Origin of the sequence: Niallia sp. FSL W8-0951 (genome assembly GCF_038006525.1) — a bacterium.
Classification (GTDB): Bacteria; Bacillota; Bacilli; order Bacillales; family Cytobacillaceae; genus Niallia; species Niallia circulans.
Genome location: NZ_JBBOVK010000002.1, coordinates 1 through 26,647 on the forward strand (window position 1 = coordinate 1; position 26,647 = coordinate 26,647).

Genomic DNA, 26,647 nt, shown 5'->3' on the forward strand with positions numbered 1-26,647 from the left:
CTTGCTCCACGGGATTTCGGCTTTCATCCAACTGATGAACGCCTCTTTTTCTCTTCCTCCACGGGATTTCGGCTTTCATCCAACTGATGAACGCCTCTTTTCCTCTTGCTCCGAAAAATTTCAGCGTTCATTCCTATTAATTATTTTGCCAACCGCTGTAATGCATCATCCATTTCTTTTAATACTTCGTGATCGGCTTCTTGTTGTCTTGCTAATTCTAGGGCTGTCTTTGATTCATCGCCGCCAATTTTCCCAAGTGCCCAAGCGGCTGTTCCTCTTATTACTGGTCTTGGATCTTTTTTCATGACTGTAATTAAATCACTGATTGCTCCTTCTTCTTTAAAATGAGCAAGTGCAATAATCGCATTACGCTGGATCGGCTTCTTCCCACGCCATGAACCAGAAATATGACCATATTTTTCTTTAAATTCTTTATTACTGATAAAAAGAAGTGGTTGAAGCAATGGTTTTGCTATTTCAGGGTCTGGTTCCATTTCTGGATGATTATGAAAATCAATGCCCTTATTTTTCGGACAAACCGTTTGACATGTATCACAGCCATAAATTCGATTTCCAAGCTTTTCTCTAAATTCTTCCGCTAAAAAGCCCTTTGTCTGTGTTTGAAACGCTATACATCTTTGTGCATTTAATTGGCCACCTTGAACAAGAGCACCTGTTGGACATACATCAATGCATTTATTACAAGTTCCACATTGATCCTCCATCGGTGTATCAGGCTCGATTGGAAGATTGGTAATCATCTCCCCTAAGTAAACATACGAACCAAATTCAGGAGTAATGATTGCACAGTTTTTTCCAGACCAACCAATTCCCGCTCGCTGGGCAACTGCTCGGTCTACCAATTCTCCGGTATCGACCATTGACTTACACAAAGCATCTGGAATTCGTTCTTTTATATAATCTTCAAGCTTCTGCAAGCGATCTTTTAAGACAACATGATAATCTGTTCCCCAGGAAGCACGACAAAAAATCCCTCTGCGCTCCCCTTTTTTGCTGACTACTCTTTCCTTCATTTTAGAAGGATAAGCTAATGCAATCGAAATAATGGACTTTGGCTGATGTAATAGAAGGGAGGGATTTACCCGCTTATCAATATCCTTTTCTTCAAAACCAGATTGATAGTTTAACTCCTGTTGGGTTATTAGTCGTACTTTCATTTCTTCAAAGGTGCTCGCACTTGTAAAGCCTATTTTATCGATTCCGATCGTTTTACTATATGCAATGATATCTTTCTTGAATTCACGGTAATCCATAGGACCCCCTCCTTCCTTTTCATTGGTTTTTTATAAAGATTACGCTAAAATATAGAATAACATAGACAACTATTATATTGGAGGTGTATATATTGGATATTTCAATCGCAAAAGAGATTAAAGAACGGATACCCAATTTTAAGATTGGCTACATTTATTACCAAGGTATGCAAGTAATGGACACGCCGCAAATGATTAAAGGGCGGATGCGACTTTTTCAAGAGTCTATTTTTTTTGATTTAGAAGATAGTAATGTAACGGATATCCCTTCTATAAAAGAATGGCGGGAAATCTTTAAAAAGACAGGCAAAGATCCAAATCGTTATCGCCATTCAGCCGAAAGCCTGCTGAGACGCATCAAAAAACAGAATTACTTAGAACCAATTAATAGTAGTATTGATATTAATAACTTCTTTTCCCTTCAATACGGTATTCCGATCGGTATTTATGATTGTGCCAATCTTCAAGGAAAAATAAACATACGTATCGGAAAAGAAGGCGAACAATACGCTGGCCTTAATGGAAGAATAAATTCCATTGAAAATTTGATTGTATCAGAAGATGAACTTGGTCCATTTGGCAGCCCCTTTGTCGATTCAGACAGAGCCCCTGTCCAATCATCTACGAAAAATGCCATTCAGATTATTTATCTCCCACCCTCTATTGCAAATGAAAAAGCCAAACAAATGGTAGAATCTCTACTAAAAATGTTTGTACAAGTTCATGGAGGAGAGGCCTCATTTTCTATTGTGGAATAATATGGTTGGAAGAAGAGCTTTTTATAGAACGCTTCTTCCAACTATTTTTTTCGTAAAATATAAAAAACGCAATGCTTCGTTCTTAATGAAACGAAACACTGCGTTGTGAGCTATGTATGGAGCGGGTGATGGGAATCGAACCCACGACATCAGCTTGGAAGGCTGAGGTTTTACCATTAAACTACACCCGCATTTATTAAGTTTTCTTTACTGTTTTTTAACATGTCCTTAACATGTTTTTTATTATATAATCATCATGTAAAAAAAGCAACCTCTTTTCGACAAATTTTTTAATTTTTCTTCAGCCTCTTTTTCTTACATGATTCTACTGCTTAAAGTTTTCATTGGTTAAGGGAATCTACTTATTTATTCAAACCTTCAAGCTAGGCTCCTAGATCGTCTCTGTCTCGGGGCCTTCCAATTCGTTTCTATGATATGTCATAGGTAGATTCCCTCGCCAAATCTTCTACATCAACATTCTATTCAATATCGAGATAATTATTAATACTTTTTTATTTCTTTACAATTCTTTTACTTTTAGTTGGCAGGGTTGAAAAAAGACCAGTTTACTTTTTATAAGTAAATCCGGCCTTTTAATTTACAACATCTCATTTAGGAAAAATGGATTTTCCCTCTTTCCACGCAAAGCCTGCAATTCCTACTAACAGTGCTCCCATAATGAGTACATAAGTCGTTACAGCCCCAGCTACCCCAAAAGACTGAGATAAATAGCCAAGACCAATAACTGGCAGGCTCACACCAAGATAAGTAATGACAAAGAAAGTAGATACAATATTCCCTTTCGTTTTACTTGGAGCTACTTCATTAACTAGTGCTAGACTTCCTGCATAAGCTGGTCCATTTCCCCCGCCAATCAATACAGCAGAAATCAACAATAAGGTCAGTGATTTCGTATCAATCGTAATAACTAGAAGGATAAGACCCAATGCAAGGAACACATATCCAATTGTCATTAATTTCATTAGTGATAATTGTTTTAATAAAATTTGATTAAAAGCAGCGGCGATTAATCCAAGTGCTACAACTACGCCTGATATCGTTAAACTACTTACAGTTGTAAAGCTAGACAGATTAGATGGAATTAACGACATAAACATACTAATAATCGACCATGCCACAAAAGAAGTAAAAGATGCTAGTAAGAATGGTTTCATTATCTCTTTTGGAACAAATGGCTTCTTCAATTGAACAGGCTTTAAACCTGGTCTAATATTTTCATTTAAGAAAAATAGGAAGATAAAGCAGGGAATGATAAATAATAAATGTACATAATAAGATAATCTCAATGGAATTGGAGCAAAATCACCAAGTAATCCGGAGAGAATGGGGCCGAACGCATTCCCAAGGGTAACAGCAAGAGCACATATTAACGCAGTCTTTTTTGTATTTTTATTCTCATCAAGCTCCGTTAAAGCAGCTACTGCTACCCCATTTAAAATTCCAACAGATAATCCTTGGAATAAGCGACCAATAAGCAGCATTCCCAGACCATTCGCTATGGTGAAGCAAAATGTTCCTATAAGGGAAAAGAAAATTCCCGGGATAAGTACTTTCTTTTTTCCAATCTGATCGGATAATTGCCCCGCAATCACAATTGCTGGAATAACCGTAAAAGCATAAATAGCAAATACAAGGGTAATCATTCCCGGTGTAAGTCCCCATTCTACACGGTAAAGAGAATAAAGGGAGGCAGGAATATTCGTACCGAATAATGTTAAGAACAAGCTGCAGGCAACTAGCCAGTAAGATACTTTCTTGCTTAGTGTTTTTTGCTCTCTTAGGGTCTGAATAGTATTTGTACGTTGAAGCAGTCGTTGCTGAAAAGCAGATTGATGAATGGCATCTGCATCTACCTCTACAACATCCATTAATCCCTGTAATCCTAGGATAAGGTTTTGTACTTGCTTCTCCTCTGCCGAACTAGAAATTTGTATTCTCGTCTTTGCTTCTCGTTTATATTTTTTCGTTTTGATATCTTCAATATTAACATGATGCGTTCCAAATAAACTGGATATACGAGCCAGAACTCCCGGCTGATCGTTTACAAGCATTGAAATGCGATATGCTGAAGTCATGAGCTCTTCACTCCCTTGTTAGTTTCCATCTTCTATTTTATGATTGAATAAATATAAAGTCTATACATTTGTAAGAAAATATAACATGAATTCTTCGACAAATTATTCCAAGCTGATATTACGCGTTTTATTCTATTTTCCGATACATGAATCATCTTATATTAACAGTATTTTCAGAAAAATCTTGCATATTTTATGTATATTTTTAATTTAGTATTTCGGGAACTATAATAAGATCGTTAACTTTTGGTAGAAATGTGAACAAATTTCGAATATACATTATTATTGTGATTTTTTTCACATAATTTCATTGACCTCTTATGAAATCAACATGATAATAATAGAGTAAGAAACATTACTACAGTGTTAATCAAAGATAACCTTTTTTCAGGAGGATTAGGAATATGGAAGGCGCATCTCTTTATGAAGTAGAAAAATTAGCCTTAAAAAAATTAAAAATTTATAAACGCAGTAAGTTTCGCTTTTTTATGCGTGCCGTTGTCGCCAGCATGTTTATTGGATTTGGAGTAATTGTTGCATTTAAGACAGGGAATTTCTTCTATGCAGTAGAATCTCCTTTTGCCTATCCTATGGCAGCATTAGTCTTCGGCGCAGCTATTATTCTTATCGCCTATGGTGGCGGAGATTTATTTACAGGAAACACCTTTTACTATACTTATGCTGCATTAAGAAAAAAAATCAAGTGGACCGATGTCTTTAAAGTTTGGGGAACTAGCTATGCAGGAAATATAGTCGGAGCAATTTTCTTTGCTGTTTTCATTTTATTAACCGGGCTGTTTAAGTCACCTAGTGTCAATGACTTTTTACTTCACGCTGCAGAAACTAAATTGCAGGCACCCATAAGTGAACTTTTCTTTCGAGGAATTTTATGTAACTGGCTTGTTTGTTTAGCATTCTTTATCCCTATGGCTTTAAAAGAAGATATTGCTAAAATAACGGTAATGATTTTATTCGTTTTCTGTTTTTTCATCTCAGGCTATGAACACAGCATTGCCAATATGGCAACATTCTCTATTTCTTATGTTTTAGATCAAAATCCAGCTGTCACTATCCCAGCCATTATTCGCAACTTAGTGCCCGTAACAATAGGGAATTTAATTGGCGGGGTTGGTTTTATGGGGGTTATGTATTATTACGTTAATAAGCCTTTTATGGAAGACGACGAAAAATAAACATTTTTATTAAAAAGAGCCGATTCTCCATGAGTATCAGAGTGCGGAATCGGTTTTTTAATATTTTTGGACCAATTCCTTTTTTTATTTGCTGTAAGGAAATATATTAAAGGCTAATTTTGCGGATATCAGCCAAACTCCATTCTTTATCAGCCAAAATTCACCCTTTTTCAGCCAAACCACAAACACCACAAAAACAAAAGAAAGCGGTGATTGAACACCGCTTTCCACACAAAACAATTAACTAATGCGACAAAATCAATCCATCCTCCTCTGCCTTTTCCGGTTTGTCTGCTACTATTTCGATTAAAACTTTATGGGGCAGACATATAATTGTTTGACCAGGTATGCCTTTCCATCCCATTTTGACGCCAATTTGGTCTGGACTATTATCTTCTTTAATTCTGATTTGTTCATTTTCCACTTCGATTAAATTATATTGTTTTCCTTTTCCTTTTATCATAAATTGTTCATTTTCTGTATGACCTGTTAGTTCTACTTCACGAATGACTTTCCCGTCCTGTGTAATGACTGCCATGACTTTATTCCCTTCTTCTTCCTTCCCTTGGTGCATCGCAAATACGACCATTGGGACAAATGAAATGATTAAGAGGAGAACAACCATAATAATATCAAAAGGCTTAATCATCTTGGAGTATTTTCTCATCGAAAACGTCCCTCTCTGTGTTAGCTGGTTTACACTTTTATTATAAAGGGTTAGATAGTAGAAACATATGGATAGCGTCAAATAGTCGATAAATTGCCATATGTTCGGAAGGGGTTGATAAAGAAGTGAAAAGCCATCGATCATCTTCCTTCGATGGCTTTTTCGAACAATTAAGGTTTAAGGACAACTTTAATTACTTCATCCTGGTGATCATTAAACATTTGATAAGCATTGCTCGCATCATCTAATGCAATGCGATGTGTAATAATTTCCGTTGGATCAATTTTTCCTGTAGTAATCCAATCAAATAACATGGGCATATAGTGTATTACTGGTGCTTGTCCTGTTTTAACTGTAATATTTCGTTCAAAAATATTTCCTAATGGGAACATATTATATTTAGATCCATAAACACCTGTTAAATGCATGGTACCAAACTTACGAACAGCATTCATACCAATTTCGATAGCACTGATTGTTCCGCCCTGAATCTTCAACTTTTGACCAATTGCTTCCATAGGTGTTTTCTTTCCGTCCATGCCTACACAATCGATTACTACATCGGCTCCACCAGAAGTCAGTTCCTTTATATAGTTGCCTGTATCTCCATGATTATCAAAATTAACAATTTCCACTTGGTTCATTTTTTGAGCGTGGTTTAAGCGATATGGAATATTATCAACTGCTATAACGCGCTTTGCCCCCTTCATCCAAGCAAATTTTTGAGTCATTAATCCAACAGGTCCACAACCTAAAACGACGACCGTATCGCCCTCTTTTACGCCTGAATTTTCGACACTCCAATATGCCGTTGGAAGGACGTCGGACATAAATAACAAGGCTTCATCCTCTAATTCACAGGACTCCGGGATAACAAAAGGAACAAAATTCCCGTATGGAACTCGTAACAATTCTGCTTGTCCCCCTTGATAATCTCCATACCGTTCTGTAAAGCCAAAATATGCTCCCGTATCTGCAATGTCCTTATTGGAATTAGCATTATCACATTGGCTTTCCATATCATGCTCGCAATAGTAACAATGTCCGCAAGCAATGTTAAATGGTAGTACAACACGATCTCCTTTTTTTACTCTTGTTACTTCAGGCCCTACTTCTTCCACAATTCCCATAGGTTCATGTCCTATGACATAGTCTTTTTCAGCCGGCAATGCCCCCTGATAAATATGTAAATCAGATCCACAAATAGCCGTGGAGGTAATGCGAACGACGATATCATCCTTTTTTTTAAGCTTCGCATTTTCCACTTCCTTTACTTGTACATCTTTCGTTCCTTGAAATGTAACAGCCTTCATCAGCAAACTCCTCCTGTTTTAGTTGATTGTTTATCTATACCATTTCAAGAAGAAGCTACAAACATCCAAATATTTCCGTTATTTACTGCAGGAATAGATTCGAAGTGCGGTTAATTTTAGGCGTAACTGCCGATAAAAGACTAGATTTGACGGTGACGGTTAGGGTAAAATTGGAAAAATATACTAATTCACTTGATATAGCTACACACCCCAAAGATTTCAAATTTTGAAAGGAATGCTGGAAAGTGATGAACCCTTTTTAACGAGTCTTTAAAAGGATGTAAGCCTTAGACAGAAAAACAAAGAAATGTGGGGGAAGAGACAGACTAGTAACCTTAAAATTGCTGTTGTGGTAGTTCAGAACCGTAGTTGCAGGTTATAATCAAGGCCGAGTGCGAGCGGAAGAAATAGATGCGGTTATAGGGAATGATAGTGAACCAGCTTCTTTGCTATGCGCTGATACTACAACCTATAAGAAATTCGCTCTGATAAAGACATTGAAACACGAGCCTATTAATCTTAGGAAAGAAGGATATGTTAAAAAAGGTATCCACCACCTTAGGTATAAAAAAGCCATTTTATAAAATGAAACGGCATATTTCCTAATTAGTTTTTTAATATGTGTTGGACTTTAATTTTATGCCAAATAGCCTTCCAATTCTTTTTTATAATTCGCTCCTCGTAAATTGCAGCAAGTTCTTTTATTTCAATAAAATAGGGAGTCGGTTTCAGTTCTAAATTAATGACATCATCAGTTCCACAAGGAGAAGTAAGAACCAGTTTATTATCCTTGTCTATCTTTACTCCGAGAGCAGTTGCAGTTTCTGGAAACTTTGAAATAGCATCTTCCGAAGAAGAATAAGGAGGAAGATTATTAATGACGTGCATTCTTGCTTCATTTTTAACAGACCAAGGTATATTAGGCATTATACTTTTCAACTTATTCTCTAATTTCTTTTCAAAATTCTCATCAATTTTTGCGTTATCAAAATAAATAACATCTACGTCTGGAGTCTCAGTTCTTTCCTTAAACCCGTGCAATGTGTCCCAGATTTTTGAACGTACAAATCCAGCACATATCCACCAATCAGGCAAATTCAATGAACTCGCAACCTTTATAATCTCCATCATTTTTTCATCGCTTTGGATTAGCTTTATTATATCTTCTCTATTCTTTAACATCTTAAAGTTATCCCCCTTTTTCACAATCGAACATACATTCTTATTCTAACACAACAAAGCGGGAAGGGATAATATTCCATAAGTTTTTTAAACACATTTAACCCTTAATATCTAAAAAAGCAACAATGTTTACGAAAAGACCATACAAAGGCGTGACCAAAAAAAGTGTCAAAAACTCGAATAGAGAGTTTTTGACACTTTTCATTCTCCTTATTCTAAAACCTGCCTGACCGAAAAATCGAGTAAATAAGCCAAGCAACCATCAACATGGCGATTGAAAAGCCAATTTCAATGATTGGAAATTTCCAGAGAACGGTTTGTACTCCGCTAAGTGCAACGCCAATAATGAGACCGACCATCACGATACTCAATGCCAGCAGCACAATACTAAACGCGATTTGATTACTGAATCGATCAATTTTTTTGATTAATAAATCTAACTGTGGGGAGGTAAATTCCACCTGCACTTTTCCCTTACGAAGAATTCCCATTAACTGTTTGGCGGTAATCGGAATATCTTTTAATGAAGCAAAGTATTCTGGTATTTCCTCTACTATATTTTTCACTATTTTCCACGGCTTGAGCTTATCAAGAAATAGCTTTCTTCCAAATGGCTCCGCCACATCAAATACACTAAAAGTAGGATCAAGTGCTACAACAACTCCCTCCATCGTCATAAGCGCCTTTCCTAAAAGGGTTAATTCGGAAGGAATTCTTATGTTATGACGGAAGGCAATGATAAATAAATCATTAATTGCTTCACCCACACTTACGTCTTTCAGCGGAATATTATAATATTTATCGCGTAACTCTTCCACATCAGCTGTTAATTTTTTTATATCAACATTTTCGGGAATCATGCCTAAATCAGAAATCGCGCGAATGATTCCTTTCGTGCTTTTATTACGAAGAGCCACAACGAAGGAAGCAAAACTCTTTTTCGTATAAGAAGAAAGCTGGCCTACCATCCCAAAATCTAATAAAACGATGCGCCCATCCTGTAGGGCAAGTACATTTCCCGGATGAGGATCGGCATGAAAATGACCAACCTCTAGAATTTGATAGAAAATCGTATAGGCTAATCTTTCTGCAAGCAGTTCGCGATCAATTCCAGCTTCATCTAATCGCTTATGGTCAGATAGCTTTATTCCCTCTATATAATCCATCGTCAATACCTTTTTTGTGGAATAATCCCAGTAAACTGACGGGATGACAACATATCCTATCGATTTATTCTGCTCTAGAAAACGCTCCATATTTCTGGCTTCGATTCCATAGTCTAATTCAATCAGCAGACCTTTTGCAAGTTCATCAACAATTTCGCGAAGGCCATACTGCTTTGCCCAACCCCATGTATTCTCCGCGATTCGGGCCAAATCGGCGATAATTTCTAAGTCTGTTTCGATGATAGCATGAATATTAGGACGTTGTATTTTGACAGCAACCTGCGTCCCGTCTTTAAGGATTGCTTTATGCACTTGCCCAATGGATGCTGCCGCCAATGGAGTTTCAGAAAAATGTTTGAACAGATGATCGACAGAATCACCTAATTCTTCTTCTAAAATCTGAACGGCTTCTCCATATGTAAAGGGAGGTACTTGGTCTTGCAGTTCTTTTAATTCATTAATTATTTCTGGCGGAATTAAGTCAGGACGGGTACTGGCAATCTGCCCAAGTTTAATAAAAGTAGTTCCAAGTTCTTCGAGTATTAAGCGGATACGTCTTCCAGTGCTTTTAGGAGGATGTTCTTTATGAAAGAAAAACTTCTCCTCCAATCCGATCTTATTGGAAAAAAAGCCTATTCCGTTACGAGCGAGAATAGACGTTATTTTGCGATATCTTTTCATCTGTCTAATACGTTTACTTACACCCATTTACAAACCTACTTTATTCGTCGAGATTTTTTCTTTCTAATGCCTCTATTCTTTTTTCTAATTTCTTTACATCCTCTAAAGTAGCCAGCTTTAATTCTCCATAAGCAGCATTTACCTTTTCTTTTGCTACTGCTTCAAGCTGACCTTTCATTTCCTCTCCCTTTTGAATCAAATGATTGATTAAATCTTTTGATTCATTTTTGCTTACCTCTCCTTTTTTCACTAATTCTTCAACTGTTTTTTCTACTTGTTCTTTACCTGCAATCGCTAAACCTAAACCTAAGGAAAGTGCTTTTTCAATTGTTGTTCTCATCCTCAAAAAACCTCCTTATATTTTTCTAGCATGCTTCATTTTCCCATTGACTACTTTTCTATTTGTCATTAAAGTAATGCAAATATGACTCAAAGTCAAATCATTCGAGTGTAATTTCTTTCTTTGTACCAACATACTTATGATATGCTTAATAATGTAAATAATGGTGACTTTTTCATAAGGAGGTGTCAAAATTATGGAGAATAAAAGAAGTCTGTATATCGAACTAGTCTGGGGTTCCATCGGCATGCTGATTATCTCTCTGGTTATTGCCAATGCCCTCTTGTCCTCCGAGCACTCCTTTTCTGTACCTACTCTTATTCTAGGGTTTGCTCTCATAAACGGTTATATCTTTTTCCTAGAAAAAAGAGCGGGACTCAGCCAAAAAGTAATCTGGACACAATCATTGATTCTTGTTTGCATTTTTATTTTTTACATCGTTAGCAACTCTTCATAAAATGATCTTAAAATTAACTTCTTAGAACTTCTCACTCCCATTTTTCTTTATTTCGCTGTATGATAGGAAAGTCGCATTATTTCTTGACTATTTTGTCATGGAATAGGCACATTTTACTTAACTACTATATACTGTGGATTTCTTTCAAAAGATAAATAAATCTTTTACAGTCATTAATTAGCTAGTTAACGAGAAATAAAGAACGGAGTAATATAGATGAGTACATCCATACATTTCATTTCCCAATTCGGTTACATTGCCATTTTTGCGCTTTTTGCATTAAGCGGTTTAGGCATTCCTGTTCCCGATGAAGCATTACTAACCTTTGTAGGCTATCTTTCTTCCATTTCCATAATGAATTTTCTAGCTGCAGATATCATTTGCTTTATTGGTGCCCTTAGTGCCATGGTTATCAATTACACATTAGGCAAGAAAATTGGCAAACCCTTTCTGCTTACCCACGGAAAATGGATCAAGCTCACCCCTAGCAAATTAGAACGCGTGGAAAATTGGTTTGATAAATATGGCCCTTGGACAATAGTCATTGCTAATTTCATCCCAGGTGTCAGAAGATTAACGTCTTACTTTTCAGGCATTTCTGGTATGAATCTATCAAAATATATGTTATTTGCTGCAATCGGTTCTTTTCTTTGGTGTTTACTTTTTAATATTATTGGTTACTACATGGGAGTGCTTCCATTTTAAATGGGAACACTCTTTTTAAGGGGAAATTCCAGCTCAAATACTGTACCTTCTAGCTTGCTAATAGTTTATTTCAGCCTAAATAATCAAGACTATGATGAAAGTAGTGGCGGAAATCCAGCTCGACTACATAAGCTGGAGTAAAGTTAAAAGGGACTTTATCCTTAGAATGCACGCCATTTTTTCCTGGAGTAATGCGAAATCTAGCTTTCATCCATCGAATGAACACCATATTTCTATAGAGTACGAATAATAAAGAACTTTCACCGTCTCGCTAGTGAACATGCCCGCACACTAAGAAAACAGCTACCAGTTAGGTAACTGTTTTCTGTTTTCTAATACAAGAGACTAAATTTAGCTCATTCTGATTCAAATGAGTTCTGATTATCCTGCCAAAAGAAGTTAAATATTGCGGTTTTTTTCTCCCCATTCACATAACTGTTCTAAAATAGGCAGGATCGATTCTGCTTTATGTGTTAGACTGTATTCCACTTTAGGAGGGATTTGAGGATATTCCTTTCGTATAACCATCCCATCTGCTTCTAAATCTTTAAGCTGTGAACTTAATGTTTTAAAGGTAATTGTTCCTATTCTTCTTTTCATATCATTAAAGCGAACAGGTTGACTTTCTGAAAGGAGATACAGAATTAGCATTTTCCATTTACCTCCAACAACTGACAGTGTATATCCAAAAGGCGTCTCTTGGATATTACCCTTTTCTTTATAATCAGCCATACTCATATTGACACTTTCCTTTCTGATAGTAGCTATCTAAATAGTGCGTACTATTTTTTTCTTTATATTCATTTTATACTTACCTTAATTCGAGATAAAGGAGAGAAAAAAATGACTACTATTAAAACCTACAATCACAACCTATGGGACCACGGTATTACCCAAGGATATAGTGTCAACGGTACTATCTACATTTCAGGTCAATTTTCGCACGATAAGGATGGTATGTTCGTTGGCAAGGATAATATTGAGGCACAAACTCGCCAAACATTAGAAAACCTTGATCGAGTTTTGAATGAATTTGGTATTACGAAGTCCAACCTCGCTTATGTGGAAATCTTTCTAACAAATCCGCAGGAGCACACTGAACCAGTCATCAGTCTGTTCAAAGAATACCTGGAAAAACACAGACCAGCCGGCAGCCTCATCGGTGTAACTTACCTGGCGTTTCCGGAGCAGTTGATTGAAGTCAAGGCTGTCGCACACTCTGATTGAGTAAGTTACAATTTCAAAATAAATAATGTACCTTGTAATGATATTGATTGAAATATCATTACAGGGGCATAGTTATTTTAAATTTCCTATTACTAATGTCACTTACCTTCCACTTTAGTTGTGATAAATCAAAATCTGTTTGATTTAAGAAATATCCTTAAAAGAATGACATTCTTTTTTATACTTTTCTTTTTAACCATGTTCCTTCTGCTAACTTTTCATCGATAAAATCCAAAACGGTCTGTAATTGGGCCATCTGATTTTTTACTTTTTCCTTTTGCTGAAGCATACCTGCTATCATTTCAGGGGTCATCTTACTTGTTTCCGCAATACCAAGATATAATTTCACTTCTTCTAAACTAAGATTTGCCTTTTTCATACAAGTGATCATTTGAAGCCTATCCATATCAGCTTGCGTAAAGACTCGATGCTTATTCGGCAGCCGTTTAATGTTGGGAAGCAAACCAATTTTTTCATAATATCTGATTGTATCAATACTTAGTCTAGTAAGAGTACTTACCTGTTTAATGGTATACATTCGTTCGTCCTCCTTCTTATAAAGTCATTATAAGATATGGAGTTAACTCCAGGTCAAGGAGAATTCTTTTTATTGACATGGAGTTAACTCCATATTCTATACTTCCTTCATCACCAATAGGAGGTAATAAAATGATTATAGCAGAAAGAAAAACAGCTCTTGTTACGGGGGCGAACAGCGGAATAGGTCTTGAGCTGACTAAGAAATTAATCGAGAATGGGTGGGCAGTTGCAGCTTTAATTCGCTCTGAATTTCCAAAAGAAGAGCAAATGCTGCAGCAAAAAATCCGCGCAGGAGAAATCCGAGTTTATCATGCTGATATAGCTGATTTTAGGCAATTAAAGTCTGCTTTGAAGCTAATAAAAGAGAAAGAAACAAAGCTTGATGCTCTCTTCAATAATGCAGGAGGCAGTTTCTCGAAGCTCGTCTTTTCCCCACAAGGGCGTGAACTGCATTACGAAATTCAGACTGTGGTTCCCTTTATCATTACGATGGAACTACTTGATCTTTTAAAAAAAGGAAAGCCTGCTATTGTTATACAAACTAGTTCAGATGCATTTAAATTTAAAAAATCTTTCATACCAGAGGAATTGGCAAACCCGCCTAAATTTCAGAAATTGATTGGTCCCTATGCATCGACGAAGTTGGCAATTACTTTGTGGACGCATGCTTTTGCGCAAGAATTAAAGCGAGAGGGTGTGACAATTATCAGTATAGATCCAGGCAATAACAATACAATGCGCAAAGGGAGAAATGGCGGGCTGCCACTAATTATACAACCATTCATCCATTTATTTGGTCCACATCCTAGTGTGGGGGCAGGTCGGTTGTTTGCTGGATTAGAAAAATCTCCGCATGAAGCTGGGCTATATTTTAGAAAAGGAAAGCCTGTGGAATTCAAATTTAAACAGCACGCAGCCCAAGTTTTACTGCAAGTGCAATATGTATATGAAAAGGAATATTTATCACTTTGAAAAAAACAAGGAGGCTGCCAAAACTCTCTTGACAGCCTTTTTTCCTGCAACTGCTTTAGGCAAAATTTCCATTTTGCAGGAGAACTTTATGTAATTTTTCTTGACACTTTTTTTGATAAGAATGCTTATAGAGTTTACTACTATTGAATTTCCCAATACATTGTCGGACATCCTTATCGTGAATAATTAGCCCTCTACACTCTTCATCATTAAGGTAATTTCGGAACCATTGATGTTTTTTTAGATGTTTTACATTTCTGCATACCTCTTCTTCATCAACCTTTAGAAAAGGTATATAAACTGCAAGATTTAATAAGTCGAGTAAAATTCCCAATGCTTTACCTCCCTAATAATTTGTTAATAAATGGTACGCTTATATGGAATAAAAAGTTTCACCTTATGCAATTTTTAGCTGTCCTAATTCTCATTCTTCCAACCGATATTTGGCCAATACGTATTCTGTGCTCCGGTAATTCTGCACAAACTATGCTAATTTTGACCCACACCACGGACAAAATTCAATTTCAATACTTGAAGTACCTCCATCATGTATAATCAATCCGTAGTCATGATCCTTTTCATCGAATAAAATTAATTTATCTGGACAGTCATAGGGATTTTCATGAATATCACACTTGAATGTTGCATGATACCCCATCTCCCCACAGCAATCCATATTCCTCTTTCTTATCTCCTTGCAAATCATTAAACACCTGTACTAAATGCTATCAGGCAAATGATGTTTGTACATTTCTAATGCATCATTATGGCCCTTTAGCACATTTATTGTTTTGGGATTTGGATAAACATAAATAACGGGATAGTCCTTTTCATCCATTTTTTCGTTAATTGTAAAATCTAACTTTTCTTCCTCTAAGGAAAATTGTGCATCAATGCCAGCTTTGTTTCCACGAGCATCTAATCGTATCCATTTATTTAGAGATTTTAAATAAACGGCATTTAAAGCATGTAGACAATATCCTTTTTCTGGAGAGTCAAACAACATCAATCGCTGATAACAGAAGCCTGTTGGAATATGCTGAGAACGTAATAAAGCTGCTAATAGATTTGCTTTTGCATAACAAATTCCTTCTTTGTACTTCAAAACATCAGATGCCTTACAAGTCACACGTTTCCCTTGAATATCCCAGGAGTGACCTATTTCATCACGGACAAATTCAAAGGCTGCTTTGGTTTTTTCAATTTCTGTTTGAGCTGAATTAAATAGGTCCTCTCTTTTCTCTTTAATGATTGGATTAGAATAATCAACTTCCTTTTGTTCAGATAAGTAATCTGTTAATTGGCCGGACTCACAAATCAATTTCATTAACTCCATCTCCTTTAATCTATGTATAAAAATTTACATATACGTATTATTATACACTTGATTTAAAACAGAGTTAAAGATGTACTATAAAATCGCAACATTATTATGCCAATTGGAGAAAAAGAAAAGACCAAATCACAAATGATCTGGTCAGCTAAGAAGTATTAGTTGGAATATTTTCTCCCCAATAGGAACAGCTTATTCCAATGTTTCCATTCTTTTATGAAAATAAATCTGAAGATAAATAACGTTCTCCTGTATCAGGTGCGATACATAACACTTTAGCAGTTGATGGCAGTTCACTTGCTATTTGCACAGCAAAATGCGCGCTAGATGCACCCGATGCCCCTACAAAGATTCCTTCTTCCGCTGCAAGACGTCTTGCCATGACTTCTGCATCATGATCTTTTATTAATAAGACTTCATCAAAAATGTCTCTGTTCAAGATTTTCGGTATAAATCCTGGGCCTGTTCCTGGAATTTTATGAGGGCCTGGTTTACCTCCTGATAATACTGGAGAACCAAATGGCTCTACTACATATATTTTTATGTCTGGAATCATTTTCTTTAATTCTTCTCCAACACCAGTAACTGTTCCACCTGTGCCAGCTGTCAAAACAAGTGCATCTAGCTTTCCTTCAAACGCTTCAAAAATTTCAACAGCAGTAGTACCTCGATGGGCATCAGCATTTGCTGCATTTTCAAATTGCATGGGAATAAAGCTGTCAGCAATATCTATAGCTAAACGATTGGCTTCATCAATTGCCCCTTGCATTCGTCTGTTACCTGGGGTTAAATATACCTCTGCTCCATATGCCTTTAATATTTGGACACGTTCTTTTGTTGCATTATCTGGCATTGTAATGATACAACGGTATCCCTTTACGGCAGCAACCATGGCAATTCCTATCCCTGTATTACCTGAGGTCGGTTCAATAATGGTGCTTCTTCCCGGGATAAGCTTTCCCTCTTTTTCGGCACGCTCAATCATATTTAAAGCCGCACGATCTTTCACACTTCCCCCTGGATTAAAAGATTCTAATTTGATAAAAACCTCTGCTCCAGTAGTATTAGGTATTTTATTCAATCGTACAGTCGGTGTATTGCCAATTAATTCAAGTACAGAATGGTAAAGCTTCATTTTTCTTTATTCCTCCTATAATTTCCGAGCATATTTTTCAATTATATTACTCATCTCCTCTACCTTGGATGTCACTTTATCTGCATAGGTAAAGTCTCCATAGCAATAGGGATATCTAAAATTTAATTTGTCATTATTACATGTATAAATGTCTGGTGACCGTTCGACCATATATTCTGAGTATGTTTTGGCTGATTCTTCACTATGTTCGACTTGATTATTGCTGACAATGAAATCAATATAACCAGGTCCCATATTATAGCTTTGGATGATTGCTTCTATATCTACTCCTTGCTTTTGCCCATACTTGTACACTTCTGCAAAATGAAATACTCCTTGCTTAATGCTCTCGGATGGATCTTCAATTGCATTTCTTTTCAGCCCTGCTGATTCAGAGGACTGCATGGGATCATTTCCTTTTCCGCGACTTTCTTGATCCATGATAGCAAGTAAAACAGGTGCCAGCTCTTCTGCATTTAATTCATTTTTTTCCAGTTGAGTGGCGATTTCTGGTAAATATTTCAACAATCTTTGTTCTTTATTTTGCTTAATTGTAGTAGAAGCAAATAAATAGCCAAAATATATAACTAATATTAAGACAATAATTGTATTTGTTGTAGTTTTCCTTCTTCTTTTCATCCCTATCCCTCGTTGACGCTTAAATATCAATTAAGCGTTTCGTTTTTGAACGTTGCATTTCCCGATACATTTATCCATTATACAAGAAACAGTGTCGAATTTCATTCCTCGTAAGAGAACTTTTAAATTCTCCCAGCTTTTAAAAGAAAAAAAGACTTAGCTGCGCAAACATACTATGCGCTCACTAAGCCTAACAGTTGAATCAAACTCTTTCAATAGAAGGTTTTCCAGCTTCGATTAATGCTTTGTCTTTTCCTAAGAAAATCGACAGGATCATAATAAAAATTCCTGTTCCTAATAATAACCATTCGACTTTAATAAAATCGGCAAGCGGTCCAAATATTAACATGCCAATTGGCATCATAGAGGTAGAAATCATCCCCATGACACCGAAAACTCTTCCTAAAAATCCTTCTTCTATTTTTTCCTGCAATAAGACGGTGGTTGGTGTATTAAAAATGGGCATTGCCACTCCGAATAGCGCCATAAATACTAAATAGATCCAAAAGAATGGAATCATCCCGAGTGCAAAAGTGCAAACTCCCATAATAATGCTTGCTAGGGTCATTGTTTTCACTTTATTCTCAAATCCACCCCATGCGGCAATGACTCCTCCGCCTACCATCATTCCAATGGAAAAAGCTATTTCAATGGCTGTTAGCCGCCAGACATCATCTCCAAAGCTGCGAGTAACCTGCAAAGGAGTTAAGAATGCTGCTGGTGCCATCAGCACAAAAAAGATGGAAAAATAAATAAAGAATTTTTTCAAAAAGGCATGATTATGGACATACTTCAGTCCTTCTTTAAAATCACTAAAATAACTTGTCGATTGTTCTAGCGATGCCTTTTGATGTGCAGGAATCTTTAAAAAGGCAAGCAAGGTAAAAATAGCAATAGCTGCCGTTATAACATCAATGAAAAAAATCGCTTCGATGGATGCCATCGTCAATAAAGCAGCACTAACCATCGGAGATACAAACATAATTACTGCCTGAATACTCCCATTAACACCATTCACTTTTGTCAGCTTATCTTTTGGCACTATTTGTGGCAAAATCGCCCCAACAGATGGCGTTTGAACACCTGTTCCAAACGCTCGAACTGCTGCCATCACAAAGAGCAGCCAAATGGAATCATATCCCATTAAAAAGAGCAGCGCCAATATTAATGTCGCAAATGCAATTAATCCATCAGATATCATAATCAAGAGTTTCCGGTTATAGCGATCGGCCCATACTCCAGCCACTGGCGACAAAAGAAACGTGGGAAGAAATCCACAAAGGATATATAATGTCATCATTAAACCGGATTCAGTGGTTAACGTTATATGCCACATAATAGCATATTGCACAAGTGATGATCCAAACAAAGATATCGTCTGGCTGCTAAGAAATAATACAATATTCCGATACCAATTTTCTTTATTATTAACTGTACTCATTTATAAACCTCACATTCTAATTTTTATGTGAATAAGTCTATCTATTAGAGCAGAAAAAAGAGCGAAGACTTGGTATCTCCCCTCTTTATTAACCATTATTAGGTTTCCAATAAACAGACAGACCAATCCCACTTCTTCTCAAAAGAAGACTATCCAAACGTATTTAGTTAACGATGAAATGTGGGAATCTTAGTCTCATTGATGCTGTCACAAGGAAAACCTCCGCTTCATTTATATTCCAATTAATCATAGCATATGCATCGCCTTTGCTACAATTTGCTTACAAAATAAATTTTTTTATTTCTTTATTTATGATTGCTGATTAAATTAGCCAATCATGTCTGCTTTTTGAGAAAAGATTTTCTTTTATCAGCCAAATTCGGTTTCTTTTCAGCTGAATTTTTCTTTTATCAGCCAAACTTGGGCGGGAATCAGCCAAACTCTCATTTTATCAGCCAAACTTGGGTGGGAATCAGCCAAACTTCCTTTTTATCAGCCAAACCTGCACACTTTTCAGCCAAACTTTTCTTTTTCTTATCAAAAGAATTTTCCTTCTTAATAACAGAAAAGCTAGTACTCTTCAGCCGAAAAGTACTAGCTTTTTTAGATTTCAACTAGAAATGATTATTTTGACAGATTCATTTTCATGCTGCTCTAATAACTCTCTAATATCGATATCATCGATAAAAAAATCATCTACATATTTCGTTCCTCTGTAGTAATTCTGCTTGCCTTCAAAGTAAAAAATATCAGCTGTTCCTTCATATGTATAAGTTTTCCCCTTTGCACAAACAATAGTAAGAATGATTTCTTTCCCATTGTAGCCTCTATAATACTGCGATACAGGGATATTATTAATAACTAATACATCTGAACCGATATCTCGTTGAATGACAACGATTCCTTCTAATTCCTTCATTTCTTCTTCCTCAATTATAAATACTAATTAGACTAAAATATATAAAAAATATCTCACAAACATTTTCACTTATTAAAAATCGTATTGGGCTTCCTTTTTCGCTCGTATTTCCGTATATGTCTCTGTTAATACTATTGTATCTTCCACTAATCGCTCAATGCGGAATAACACATCATCATCTGTAATTTCTTTGCGCTGAAAATCTTTTTCCTCAATAAATACATATGTTTGAACAATCTGCGCTTTCATATAAGCCAAAATCGGTTTTAACTGCTGTTCTGCAATTAAATAATGTTTAGAAGAACCTGCCGTTACAATTATACTAACTACTTTATCGCGAAACGCATTTTGCGGCAATAAATCAAAAATGTTTTTCAACGTAGCAGGTATAGATGCTTGGAAAACTGGTGTACCTATAATAATCGCATCTGCTTCCATCAATGTCTTGGTGACAAGCCCTGTGTCCCCTTCATATTCTAAATAGTTTCTCCCATCACTAAATTGGATATCATAATCCGCCAAATCGAGTAACGTTATCTCAATATCGGGATAATTATCCGCAATAGCTTTCATTGTGTAATCCATCGCTGTTCTCGTTTTAGATCCGACCTTTGATCCGGATAATCCAACAATTTTCATAATCTTATGCCTCCGATTTTTTTGTGTATTTTCTAATAGCCGGCAAAATTTCCGTCCCAATGATCTCCACATTTTTCATAACATTTTTAAATGGCATACCACCAAAATCAATTTGGGCAATATAGCGTTGATGATTAAACATTTCATGTTGATAAAGAATTTTTTCTATGATTTGCTGTGGACTTCCGATATTCATAATGTTATGCGGATCTACCCCTTGAGCAAAATGCTGTTTTGGGAAGCCAGCACCATTTGTTTTTTTCATGCCTTCATTAATATGTGGGTACATATCTTTTAAAGCTTGCTGAGATGATTCTGCTGCATAGAAGAAGCCTGCTGTAGCCACTGGTAATTCGACTGGATCAAATCCGCTGTTCCGAGCTGCTTCACGATAAGCATCTACTGTTCGTTTGAATACAGATGCTGGACCGCCTAAATGTGCCATAAACATTGGAGCTCCTGCCATTCCAGCTCTGATTGCACTTGCTGGTGTCCCTCCAACAGCACGCCAAATCGGAATAAAACTTTTTTTAGGTCGTGGTAACACTCTGGCATTTCTTAACGGGGCACGGAATTCTCCATTCCAGTTCACTACTTCCTCTTCATTAATTTTCATTAATAATTCAAATTTCTCTTCAAACAATTCTTCATAATTACGAAGATCGTAACCTAACAATTCAAATAAACCGACTCTTGAAGCACGCCCAGCAATAATTTCAGCACGGCCTTTAGAAATTAAATCAATTGTTGCAAAATCCTCATATACCCTGACCGGATCTGATGTACTTATAATAGTAGAAGAACTAGCTATTTTAATATTTTTCGTAGCTTGTGCAATAGCTGATAACACAACTGAATGCGCTTGTGTAACAAAATATTCTTGATGACTCTCTCCAACACTAAAGAAATCAAGTCCTGCTTGATCTGCTAATTTTGCGTATTCGATAATCTCATGTACACGTTCTTCTGCAGAAATTCGTTCCCCTGTTAGTGGGTTTGGTAAATGATCCCCTAATGTATAGATTCCAAACTCTAATCCTTTGCTTGGATCTAATCCGTATTTTTTCAATTTCTTCACCTTTCTTCTATTCAGCATTATTTAAACTATTCTTTAATTCCTCAGGCGATCTCTCCCAATAATCATTGTTAAAATCAACAAGGAACTTTTTTAACGACTGCTTGGAATCGTAATCCATATTGTCTAACGCAAATCTTCGTTTGATAGCTTTATCAAGGCTATTTACATGCTCTGGCATCGCCTTGTAGCCAAAACGTTTTCTACTTCCTTCTTTCATTTTCTTTGCTACCAAGATTTCGCAAGCACCAGCACCAGAATAATAAGCACCCTCTTCGTTTCTGTCCAACGCAATCCAAATAACCCAATATTTATGCGGATCCAAATCTAGTACTTCTTCTTTTGTCACATTCTTAAAAAATACTTTTTGTTCCACTTTACTCCTGCCATGCATAGCACCTATATCAATAAATACTTCCTGGCTTTCTCGATCAATAATGATTGGCGTTACATTCTCTAAGGAGATAGATCCTACACCATAGCCGCCATCACCTTTTGTCGGATCATTTCGCAAAATATTAAATTGTGCATTTTTTTTGGATGAACCTTCCTTTTTATTGTCCATATTTGAGTTTGTTCCTCCTTTTTATACAAGTCCCTTATGCTTTTTTCTTATTTAGACCAACTAGATAAGGTATTTTCGGAAAACTAACTTACCGCTTCAAAATGACTTGTCTTGATTGCTATATTAAGGGGAATGGCGTTTTATGGCAATTATTCTGTTTGTTGTTACTATAAATAAGGATTTTTGTATGCTCATTTAATTTATAGCTTGCCATCTTTAGAGTGTGGCTATGTATGAAGTTTGGATGGAATACAGTGGTCGGTGAATTTTTGAATTCAGGTGTTTATGAACACCAATTTTCCCTCTTGCTGACGAACTTTTGGCTTTCATCCTCTCCATGAACACCACTTTTCCCTCTTGCTGACGGTTTTTCGGCTTTCATCCTCTCCATGAACACCACTTTTTCCTCTTCCTGACGAACTTTTGGCTTTCATCCTCTTCATGAATACCACTTTTTCCTCTGGATGACGGTTTTTCGGCTTTCATCCTCTTCATGAACACCATTTTTCCCTCTTCCTGACGAACTTTTGGCTTTCATCCTCTCCATGAACACCACTTTTTCCTCTTCCTGACGAACTTTTGGCTTTCAGCCTCTCCCTGAACACCACTTTTCCCTCTTGATGACAGCTTTTTGGCTTTCATCCTCTTCATCAACACCATTTTTCCTCTTGATGACCAGGTTCTTGCTTTCATCCTCTCCATGTCAGCAGGCCCATTATTCTCTTTATATAGAAAGAAGTAAGTTTCTTCCCAAACAGAAGTGCATTTCTTTTTTATCTAAAGAGGACAGTTCTAATGCATCCAATTGGATACATAAGAACCGTCCTCCCTCTGTTTCCTTATGCTGGGTTTACTTCTAATTCTACTTTGATTTTGATATCTTTTCCTACTAGTACGCCGCCTGATTCTAATACCGCGTTCCAAGTAAGTCCAAAGTCTTCACGGTTAATTTTTGCTTCTCCTTCGAAACCGTAAACTTCTACGCCCCATGGGTTTGTGCCTTTTCCACCGTATTCTACGTCAAATGTTACTGGCTTTGTAACACCCTTAATAGTTAAATCACCTGTTACTTTATAGTCATCACCATCTTTTGTAATCGATGTTGATTTAAAATCAATTGTTGGGTATTTTTCTGTGTCGAAGAAATCTGCTGATTTCAAGTGATTATCGCGATCTTCACTATGTGTGTTAATGCTTGCTACGTCAAATTTAAATGCAATGCTAGCTGTTGTTAAATCTGCTAAATCTGCAGCTTCTACGTCTGCTGAGTAAGAATCGAATTGTCCCTTCACTTTTGAAACCATCATATGCTTTACTTCAAATCCTACACTAGAATGTGATTGATCTACTGTCCATTTTGCCATTTTAAAATTCCTCCATTTTCCTCTTATTATTTACTTTGAATTCAAGATATTTATTAAAAAAATTAGTTTCCCTCAATCTTATTGAATATTAAGGCAAACTTATTAGAGATATTCCTATCAAAAATACTTTGAAATAAATTATCTCTAATTAAAGATAATTTTACACACATCTATTTGTTTTGTCTACACTTTTGTGAAATTTTTTTCGGAATTTTTGAAAGAGGAGTTAAATTAAACTAATTCCAAAATATAGACATAATTTCATTAAATATAATTCAATCATCTATTTTAAAAATTCTCCTCAAAAAAAAACCCTTCCGCAACTGCGAAAGGGTCTTTTCAACTATTAATTTTATTAAATCTTTGAATATTTAACTTTTCTAAATACCAGGAATCCAATTCCGGCAGCTAATAATATTGCCCCAGCTACAATCATTGTATACATGTTTGTAGCTGTATTTGGAAGAGCATTTCCATCTGCATTGTTGTTTGTTCCTGGTGTTGCACCTTTATCTCCTGGAGTTTCTCCGTTATCTCCCGGGGTTTCTCCATTATCCCCTGGCGTTTCTCCGTTATCTCCCGGGGTTTCTCCATTATCCCCTGGCGTTTCTTCGTTGTCTCCTGGCGTTTCTTCATTATCTCCAGGAGTTTCTTCGTTGTCTCTTGGCGTTTCTTCATTATCTCCAGGAGTTTCTTCGTTATCTCCTGGCGTTTCTTCATTATCTCCAGGAGTTTCTTCGTTATCTCCTGGGATTTCTTCTTCGTCTCCTGGGGTTTCTGGCTCAGCTCCACGTAAATCGACAATTCGGCCTTCAAGAACAGGATTTACCTCTCCACGTAAATCGTCTACCATATAAGAGCATAATTGTTCCCAGTCAACTTCCCCAATGTCCTGTACCCGACCTTCTGCATAAGCATTAGCAAATACTGGATACCCATCACCGCCTTTAGCAGTAAAGTTATTTGTCGTCACAAGGTATCTTTGGTCTGGTTGAATTTCTTGAAATTCCCCATTTATATTTACATACATAGAAACAACTCTGGAACCTGAATCTTTAGTGCTATCATAACTATACTTCATACCAGCTATATGAAGGAAACCTCCATTTTCCGCTGGAGCTTGACTAACACTCTGCTCAAGAATTTGCTTGATTTCTGCACCAGTTAATTCTAACACCACTGGATCGTTTCCGAATGGAAGAACTGCAATGATTTCTCCGATAGTAATTGGACCTTCATTAATTGCTGCTCGAATTCCACCGCCATTTTGAAAGGCAATTACTGTTTTTGGATATTTCTCTTTTGCTTTTGCTAACATGGCATCTGTAACAAGATTACCTAACTCTGTTTCATTAGCACGTACACTTACCGTACTTCCTTCACCTAGACGAGGGTTTGCTAATGCCTTTAGTGCAATTGCTCCTGATTCCTGAGTAGAAAGCTGTGTTATTTTATCTTTATATGGAGCTAATATAGCAGCAGCTTCTGGATCTGCTTCTTTTTGTGAAGCATTTATTAGCTGTCCTTCATGCCCAGAAACAACACCATTCTCATCAAACTCAACCGCTAGTTTTCCCAAATATTGTGCATATTGGTATGCTTGAACGATAAGAGTTGGATCTTTCTCCACACCATTCTCATCTGTTTTAATAACGGTTGGCTCATCTAATTGAGTATGTGAATGTCCACCAACAATTACATCAATTCCATCTACATACTTGGCTAATTGTAAGTCATTTCCGAAATCAGGGTTACTATCATAGCCAATATGAGTCACCGCAATAATTTTGTTAATCCCCATATCTTCAAAAGTCTTAACTGCATTTTCTGCCTTTTTAATATAATCTAAAAATTTTACATTTACCGGACTAGAGATGTTTGCTGTATCTTCTGTTGTCAACCCGAAAATACCAACCTTTTCTCCGTTAATTTCTTTCACTATACCATTGAAAATTTTTCCGTCTTCTGGTGATGCAGAGAATTCATTCTTTTGCAGATCTTTCATAAAATCATCGCCAGAAAAATCAACATTAGCTGCAAGGAATGGAAACTTTGCACCCTTAACAAACTCTGCCAATGATTTATGACCATTCTCATTAGAACCTAAATCAAATTCGTGATTACCAAAGATCATCCCATCCAAATTCATCATGTTTAATAGAGCTAGGTCTGCTTTTCCACGATATTCATTGAAATAGAGTGTGCCGGAAAAAACATCTCCTGCATTAAATACTAATGCATTAGGATCTTCTGCCCGCACTTCTTTAATAGCAGTGATCATATTTGGCAGTAAATCGGCACGAGCATGCGTATCATTCATGTGCATAATCGTTAACTTAAAATGATTATTACTCTCTTCCGCGTATGTACTAGCTGGTGAAATAACAGATACTAATAGTGCTAATGTTGTTATGATGCTAAAAAGAAATGCAAAATGCCTCTTCCTGTTCATTTAAGCAATTACCCCCTAATTAGTTTCGTTGACTTAAAGCAAATAAAAATCAACTTTTCTCCCTTATTGTAGAAATTCTCTATTAACCTATGATGAAACGGTTGTAAATCTCTGTTAATCTAGCTTATCTACTTATTCATAAATTAAATACTTTCTTGAGATAGGTTCTCAACTTACATCCCGTCATTAAATGCCTATAACAGGACAATTGCACCTCCCAACCTTTTTCTATATTACTAGTACCTGTTAAAATCTCATCTTCCATATTCAGGAAAAAAGTAAATTTCCTCTTCGCGATTAATGAAACGGTAGAAGCTTTTATCAGGAATCCTATCTTTACAACTAGTATAGAAAAGATTGTTTGTATTTTCTACATTTTTTTCATTTTTTTAAGAAAACAGACGAAAAAAATACCCAAAAAGGCGAACATTCAATATATTAAATACTTTTCCTGCCAACTTTAGGTCTTAAAAAAGATATCCTCTTATATACTAAAGTATTCGCACCTTCCCGA

Annotated in this window: 27 protein-coding genes, 1 tRNA gene and 1 pseudogene; 7 read left to right on the plus strand and 22 right to left on the minus strand. The window is 36.3% G+C overall.

Annotated features, from left to right (window positions below):
• Nucleotides 1–140: 140 nt before the first annotated feature.
• Nucleotides 141–1,274: a tRNA epoxyqueuosine(34) reductase QueG gene (queG, locus tag NSS71_RS19960; protein WP_047942849.1), complete on the minus strand. Its 1,134-nt coding sequence runs from the start codon at nt 1,272–1,274 to the stop codon at nt 141–143.
• 92 nt (nt 1,275–1,366) lie between these two features.
• Between queG and NSS71_RS19965 the strand changes: the two genes are divergently transcribed.
• The gene (locus tag NSS71_RS19965) at nt 1,367–2,032 is read left to right on the plus strand and encodes a B3/B4 domain-containing protein (protein WP_047942850.1); all 666 of its coding nucleotides are present in this window, start codon (nt 1,367–1,369) and stop codon (nt 2,030–2,032) included.
• 117 nt (nt 2,033–2,149) lie between these two features.
• Here the strand turns inward: NSS71_RS19965 and NSS71_RS19970 are convergent.
• Both NSS71_RS19970 and NSS71_RS19975 read right to left on the minus strand, forming a co-directional pair.
• Nucleotides 2,150–2,223 (minus strand) — tRNA-Gly (locus tag NSS71_RS19970).
• Nucleotides 2,224–2,640: 417 nt separating this feature from the next.
• The gene (locus tag NSS71_RS19975) at nt 2,641–4,128 is read right to left on the minus strand and encodes an MFS transporter (protein ID WP_047942852.1); all 1,488 of its coding nucleotides are present in this window, start codon (nt 4,126–4,128) and stop codon (nt 2,641–2,643) included.
• Nucleotides 4,129–4,532: 404 nt separating this feature from the next.
• Between NSS71_RS19975 and NSS71_RS19980 the strand changes: the two genes are divergently transcribed.
• The gene (locus tag NSS71_RS19980; RefSeq protein WP_047942853.1) at nt 4,533–5,321 is read left to right on the plus strand and encodes a formate/nitrite transporter family protein; all 789 of its coding nucleotides are present in this window, start codon (nt 4,533–4,535) and stop codon (nt 5,319–5,321) included.
• A gap of 244 nt (nt 5,322–5,565) precedes the next feature.
• Here the strand turns inward: NSS71_RS19980 and NSS71_RS19985 are convergent, their stop codons facing one another.
• Nucleotides 5,566–5,988, minus strand: coding sequence for a NusG domain II-containing protein (locus NSS71_RS19985; protein ID WP_047942854.1), 423 nt, complete (start codon nt 5,986–5,988; stop codon nt 5,566–5,568).
• Nucleotides 5,989–6,158: 170 nt separating this feature from the next.
• Nucleotides 6,159–7,301, minus strand: coding sequence for a zinc-dependent alcohol dehydrogenase (locus NSS71_RS19990; RefSeq protein WP_047942855.1), 1,143 nt, complete (start codon nt 7,299–7,301; stop codon nt 6,159–6,161).
• Nucleotides 7,302–7,518: 217 nt separating this feature from the next.
• Between NSS71_RS19990 and NSS71_RS19995 the strand changes: the two are divergent.
• Nucleotides 7,519–7,864 (plus strand): annotated as a pseudogene (locus NSS71_RS19995) (IS1595 family transposase); the annotation flags it as partial.
• A gap of 43 nt (nt 7,865–7,907) precedes the next feature.
• On the opposite strand, the gene NSS71_RS20000 reads toward NSS71_RS19995, so the two are convergent.
• The 3 genes from NSS71_RS20000 to NSS71_RS20010 all read right to left on the minus strand — a co-directional run bounded on the left by NSS71_RS20000 (nt 7,908) and on the right by NSS71_RS20010 (nt 10,670).
• On the minus strand, nt 7,908–8,483 hold the full coding sequence (locus tag NSS71_RS20000) for a nucleotidyltransferase family protein (RefSeq protein ID WP_047942856.1): 576 nt from the start codon (nt 8,481–8,483) through the stop codon (nt 7,908–7,910).
• Nucleotides 8,484–8,698: 215 nt separating this feature from the next.
• Nucleotides 8,699–10,357 carry an ABC1 kinase family protein gene (locus tag NSS71_RS20005; protein WP_336045199.1) on the minus strand — a complete coding sequence of 553 codons (1,659 nt, stop codon included), beginning with the start codon at nt 10,355–10,357 and terminating at the stop codon, nt 8,699–8,701.
• 13 nt (nt 10,358–10,370) lie between these two features.
• Nucleotides 10,371–10,670 carry a phasin family protein gene (locus NSS71_RS20010; RefSeq protein WP_047942858.1) on the minus strand — a complete coding sequence of 100 codons (300 nt, stop codon included), beginning with the start codon at nt 10,668–10,670 and terminating at the stop codon, nt 10,371–10,373.
• Between the two features lie 196 nt (nt 10,671–10,866).
• On the opposite strand from NSS71_RS20010, the gene NSS71_RS20015 reads away from it, so the two are divergent.
• Both NSS71_RS20015 and NSS71_RS20020 read left to right on the plus strand, forming a co-directional pair.
• Nucleotides 10,867–11,127 carry a hypothetical protein gene (locus NSS71_RS20015; RefSeq protein ID WP_095320150.1) on the plus strand — a complete coding sequence of 87 codons (261 nt, stop codon included), beginning with the start codon at nt 10,867–10,869 and terminating at the stop codon, nt 11,125–11,127.
• A 216-nt stretch (nt 11,128–11,343) separates the two neighbouring features.
• The gene (locus NSS71_RS20020) at nt 11,344–11,832 is read left to right on the plus strand and encodes a DedA family protein (protein ID WP_095322991.1); all 489 of its coding nucleotides are present in this window, start codon (nt 11,344–11,346) and stop codon (nt 11,830–11,832) included.
• A 399-nt stretch (nt 11,833–12,231) separates the two neighbouring features.
• Here the strand turns inward: NSS71_RS20020 and NSS71_RS20025 are convergent, their stop codons facing one another.
• On the minus strand, nt 12,232–12,570 hold the full coding sequence (locus NSS71_RS20025; RefSeq protein WP_095258673.1) for a winged helix-turn-helix transcriptional regulator: 339 nt from the start codon (nt 12,568–12,570) through the stop codon (nt 12,232–12,234).
• A gap of 105 nt (nt 12,571–12,675) precedes the next feature.
• On the opposite strand from NSS71_RS20025, the gene NSS71_RS20030 reads away from it, so the two are divergent.
• Nucleotides 12,676–13,059 carry a RidA family protein gene (locus NSS71_RS20030; RefSeq protein WP_047942862.1) on the plus strand — a complete coding sequence of 128 codons (384 nt, stop codon included), beginning with the start codon at nt 12,676–12,678 and terminating at the stop codon, nt 13,057–13,059.
• A 178-nt stretch (nt 13,060–13,237) separates the two neighbouring features.
• On the opposite strand, the gene NSS71_RS20035 is transcribed toward NSS71_RS20030, so the two are convergent.
• Nucleotides 13,238–13,597, minus strand: coding sequence for a MerR family transcriptional regulator (locus NSS71_RS20035; protein ID WP_047942863.1), 360 nt, complete (start codon nt 13,595–13,597; stop codon nt 13,238–13,240).
• A 131-nt stretch (nt 13,598–13,728) separates the two neighbouring features.
• Here NSS71_RS20035 and NSS71_RS20040 point away from each other — a divergent pair, with 131 nt between their 5' ends.
• A complete protein-coding gene (locus tag NSS71_RS20040; RefSeq protein ID WP_341151977.1) occupies nt 13,729–14,571 on the plus strand; it encodes an SDR family NAD(P)-dependent oxidoreductase in 843 nt (280 codons plus the stop codon).
• 55 nt (nt 14,572–14,626) lie between these two features.
• On the opposite strand, the gene NSS71_RS20045 is transcribed toward NSS71_RS20040, so the two are convergent.
• The 12 genes from NSS71_RS20045 to NSS71_RS20100 form a co-directional block, all read right to left on the minus strand.
• Nucleotides 14,627–14,905 carry a hypothetical protein gene (locus NSS71_RS20045; RefSeq protein ID WP_047942866.1) on the minus strand — a complete coding sequence of 93 codons (279 nt, stop codon included), beginning with the start codon at nt 14,903–14,905 and terminating at the stop codon, nt 14,627–14,629.
• Nucleotides 14,906–15,055: 150 nt separating this feature from the next.
• Nucleotides 15,056–15,277, minus strand: a complete 222-nt coding sequence (locus NSS71_RS20050; RefSeq protein WP_445668945.1) for a DUF6980 family protein — start codon at nt 15,275–15,277, stop codon at nt 15,056–15,058.
• A gap of 12 nt (nt 15,278–15,289) precedes the next feature.
• Nucleotides 15,290–15,898 (minus strand): transglutaminase-like domain-containing protein, encoded by a 609-nt coding sequence (locus NSS71_RS20055; RefSeq protein WP_341151978.1) that lies wholly within the window; start codon nt 15,896–15,898, stop codon nt 15,290–15,292.
• 220 nt (nt 15,899–16,118) lie between these two features.
• Nucleotides 16,119–17,039 (minus strand): cysteine synthase A, encoded by a 921-nt coding sequence (gene cysK, locus NSS71_RS20060; protein WP_095258666.1) that lies wholly within the window; start codon nt 17,037–17,039, stop codon nt 16,119–16,121.
• Nucleotides 17,040–17,054: 15 nt separating this feature from the next.
• Entirely contained in the window at nt 17,055–17,678 is a 624-nt protein-coding gene (locus NSS71_RS20065; protein WP_053215709.1) for a lysozyme family protein, read from the minus strand.
• A 202-nt stretch (nt 17,679–17,880) separates the two neighbouring features.
• A complete protein-coding gene (locus NSS71_RS20070) occupies nt 17,881–19,119 on the minus strand; it encodes an MFS transporter (RefSeq protein ID WP_061800039.1) in 1,239 nt (412 codons plus the stop codon).
• A gap of 610 nt (nt 19,120–19,729) precedes the next feature.
• Nucleotides 19,730–20,038, minus strand: coding sequence for a hypothetical protein (locus NSS71_RS20075; protein ID WP_341151979.1), 309 nt, complete (start codon nt 20,036–20,038; stop codon nt 19,730–19,732).
• A 72-nt stretch (nt 20,039–20,110) separates the two neighbouring features.
• Nucleotides 20,111–20,677 carry an NADPH-dependent FMN reductase gene (locus NSS71_RS20080; protein WP_095320145.1) on the minus strand — a complete coding sequence of 189 codons (567 nt, stop codon included), beginning with the start codon at nt 20,675–20,677 and terminating at the stop codon, nt 20,111–20,113.
• A 4-nt stretch (nt 20,678–20,681) separates the two neighbouring features.
• The gene (locus NSS71_RS20085) at nt 20,682–21,746 is read right to left on the minus strand and encodes an LLM class flavin-dependent oxidoreductase (RefSeq protein ID WP_061800068.1); all 1,065 of its coding nucleotides are present in this window, start codon (nt 21,744–21,746) and stop codon (nt 20,682–20,684) included.
• Between the two features lie 16 nt (nt 21,747–21,762).
• Nucleotides 21,763–22,317 carry a YwhD family protein gene (locus NSS71_RS20090; RefSeq protein WP_047942876.1) on the minus strand — a complete coding sequence of 185 codons (555 nt, stop codon included), beginning with the start codon at nt 22,315–22,317 and terminating at the stop codon, nt 21,763–21,765.
• An 839-nt stretch (nt 22,318–23,156) separates the two neighbouring features.
• The gene (locus tag NSS71_RS20095) at nt 23,157–23,681 is read right to left on the minus strand and encodes a YceI family protein (RefSeq protein ID WP_047942877.1); all 525 of its coding nucleotides are present in this window, start codon (nt 23,679–23,681) and stop codon (nt 23,157–23,159) included.
• A 355-nt stretch (nt 23,682–24,036) separates the two neighbouring features.
• Entirely contained in the window at nt 24,037–26,133 is a 2,097-nt protein-coding gene (locus NSS71_RS20100) for a 5'-nucleotidase C-terminal domain-containing protein (RefSeq protein ID WP_047942878.1), read from the minus strand.
• Nucleotides 26,134–26,647 lie beyond the last annotated feature (514 nt).

What these genes read in the sequence shown, in the direction of transcription:
- queG (WP_047942849.1), bottom strand. Translation starts at nt 1,274, where the DNA reads ATGGATTACCGTGAATTCAAGAAAGATATCATTGCATATAGTAAAACG.
- NSS71_RS19975 (WP_047942852.1), bottom strand. Translation starts at nt 4,128, where the DNA reads ATGACTTCAGCATATCGCATTTCAATGCTTGTAAACGATCAGCCGGGA.
- NSS71_RS19980 (WP_047942853.1), top strand. Translation starts at nt 4,533, where the DNA reads ATGGAAGGCGCATCTCTTTATGAAGTAGAAAAATTAGCCTTAAAAAAA.
- NSS71_RS19985 (WP_047942854.1), bottom strand. Translation starts at nt 5,988, where the DNA reads ATGAGAAAATACTCCAAGATGATTAAGCCTTTTGATATTATTATGGTT.
- NSS71_RS19990 (WP_047942855.1), bottom strand. Translation starts at nt 7,301, where the DNA reads ATGAAGGCTGTTACATTTCAAGGAACGAAAGATGTACAAGTAAAGGAA.
- NSS71_RS20000 (WP_047942856.1), bottom strand. Translation starts at nt 8,483, where the DNA reads ATGTTAAAGAATAGAGAAGATATAATAAAGCTAATCCAAAGCGATGAA.
- NSS71_RS20005 (WP_336045199.1), bottom strand. Translation starts at nt 10,357, where the DNA reads ATGGGTGTAAGTAAACGTATTAGACAGATGAAAAGATATCGCAAAATA.
- NSS71_RS20010 (WP_047942858.1), bottom strand. Translation starts at nt 10,670, where the DNA reads ATGAGAACAACAATTGAAAAAGCACTTTCCTTAGGTTTAGGTTTAGCG.
- NSS71_RS20015 (WP_095320150.1), top strand. Translation starts at nt 10,867, where the DNA reads ATGGAGAATAAAAGAAGTCTGTATATCGAACTAGTCTGGGGTTCCATC.
- NSS71_RS20020 (WP_095322991.1), top strand. Translation starts at nt 11,344, where the DNA reads ATGAGTACATCCATACATTTCATTTCCCAATTCGGTTACATTGCCATT.
- NSS71_RS20025 (WP_095258673.1), bottom strand. Translation starts at nt 12,570, where the DNA reads ATGAGTATGGCTGATTATAAAGAAAAGGGTAATATCCAAGAGACGCCT.
- NSS71_RS20030 (WP_047942862.1), top strand. Translation starts at nt 12,676, where the DNA reads ATGACTACTATTAAAACCTACAATCACAACCTATGGGACCACGGTATT.
- NSS71_RS20035 (WP_047942863.1), bottom strand. Translation starts at nt 13,597, where the DNA reads ATGTATACCATTAAACAGGTAAGTACTCTTACTAGACTAAGTATTGAT.
- NSS71_RS20040 (WP_341151977.1), top strand. Translation starts at nt 13,729, where the DNA reads ATGATTATAGCAGAAAGAAAAACAGCTCTTGTTACGGGGGCGAACAGC.
- NSS71_RS20050 (WP_445668945.1), bottom strand. Translation starts at nt 15,277, where the DNA reads ATGATTTGCAAGGAGATAAGAAAGAGGAATATGGATTGCTGTGGGGAG.
- NSS71_RS20055 (WP_341151978.1), bottom strand. Translation starts at nt 15,898, where the DNA reads ATGAAATTGATTTGTGAGTCCGGCCAATTAACAGATTACTTATCTGAA.
- cysK (WP_095258666.1), bottom strand. Translation starts at nt 17,039, where the DNA reads ATGAAGCTTTACCATTCTGTACTTGAATTAATTGGCAATACACCGACT.
- NSS71_RS20065 (WP_053215709.1), bottom strand. Translation starts at nt 17,678, where the DNA reads ATGAAAAGAAGAAGGAAAACTACAACAAATACAATTATTGTCTTAATA.
- NSS71_RS20070 (WP_061800039.1), bottom strand. Translation starts at nt 19,119, where the DNA reads ATGAGTACAGTTAATAATAAAGAAAATTGGTATCGGAATATTGTATTA.
- NSS71_RS20075 (WP_341151979.1), bottom strand. Translation starts at nt 20,038, where the DNA reads ATGAAGGAATTAGAAGGAATCGTTGTCATTCAACGAGATATCGGTTCA.
- NSS71_RS20080 (WP_095320145.1), bottom strand. Translation starts at nt 20,677, where the DNA reads ATGAAAATTGTTGGATTATCCGGATCAAAGGTCGGATCTAAAACGAGA.
- NSS71_RS20090 (WP_047942876.1), bottom strand. Translation starts at nt 22,317, where the DNA reads ATGGACAATAAAAAGGAAGGTTCATCCAAAAAAAATGCACAATTTAAT.
- NSS71_RS20095 (WP_047942877.1), bottom strand. Translation starts at nt 23,681, where the DNA reads ATGGCAAAATGGACAGTAGATCAATCACATTCTAGTGTAGGATTTGAA.
- NSS71_RS20100 (WP_047942878.1), bottom strand. Translation starts at nt 26,133, where the DNA reads ATGAACAGGAAGAGGCATTTTGCATTTCTTTTTAGCATCATAACAACA.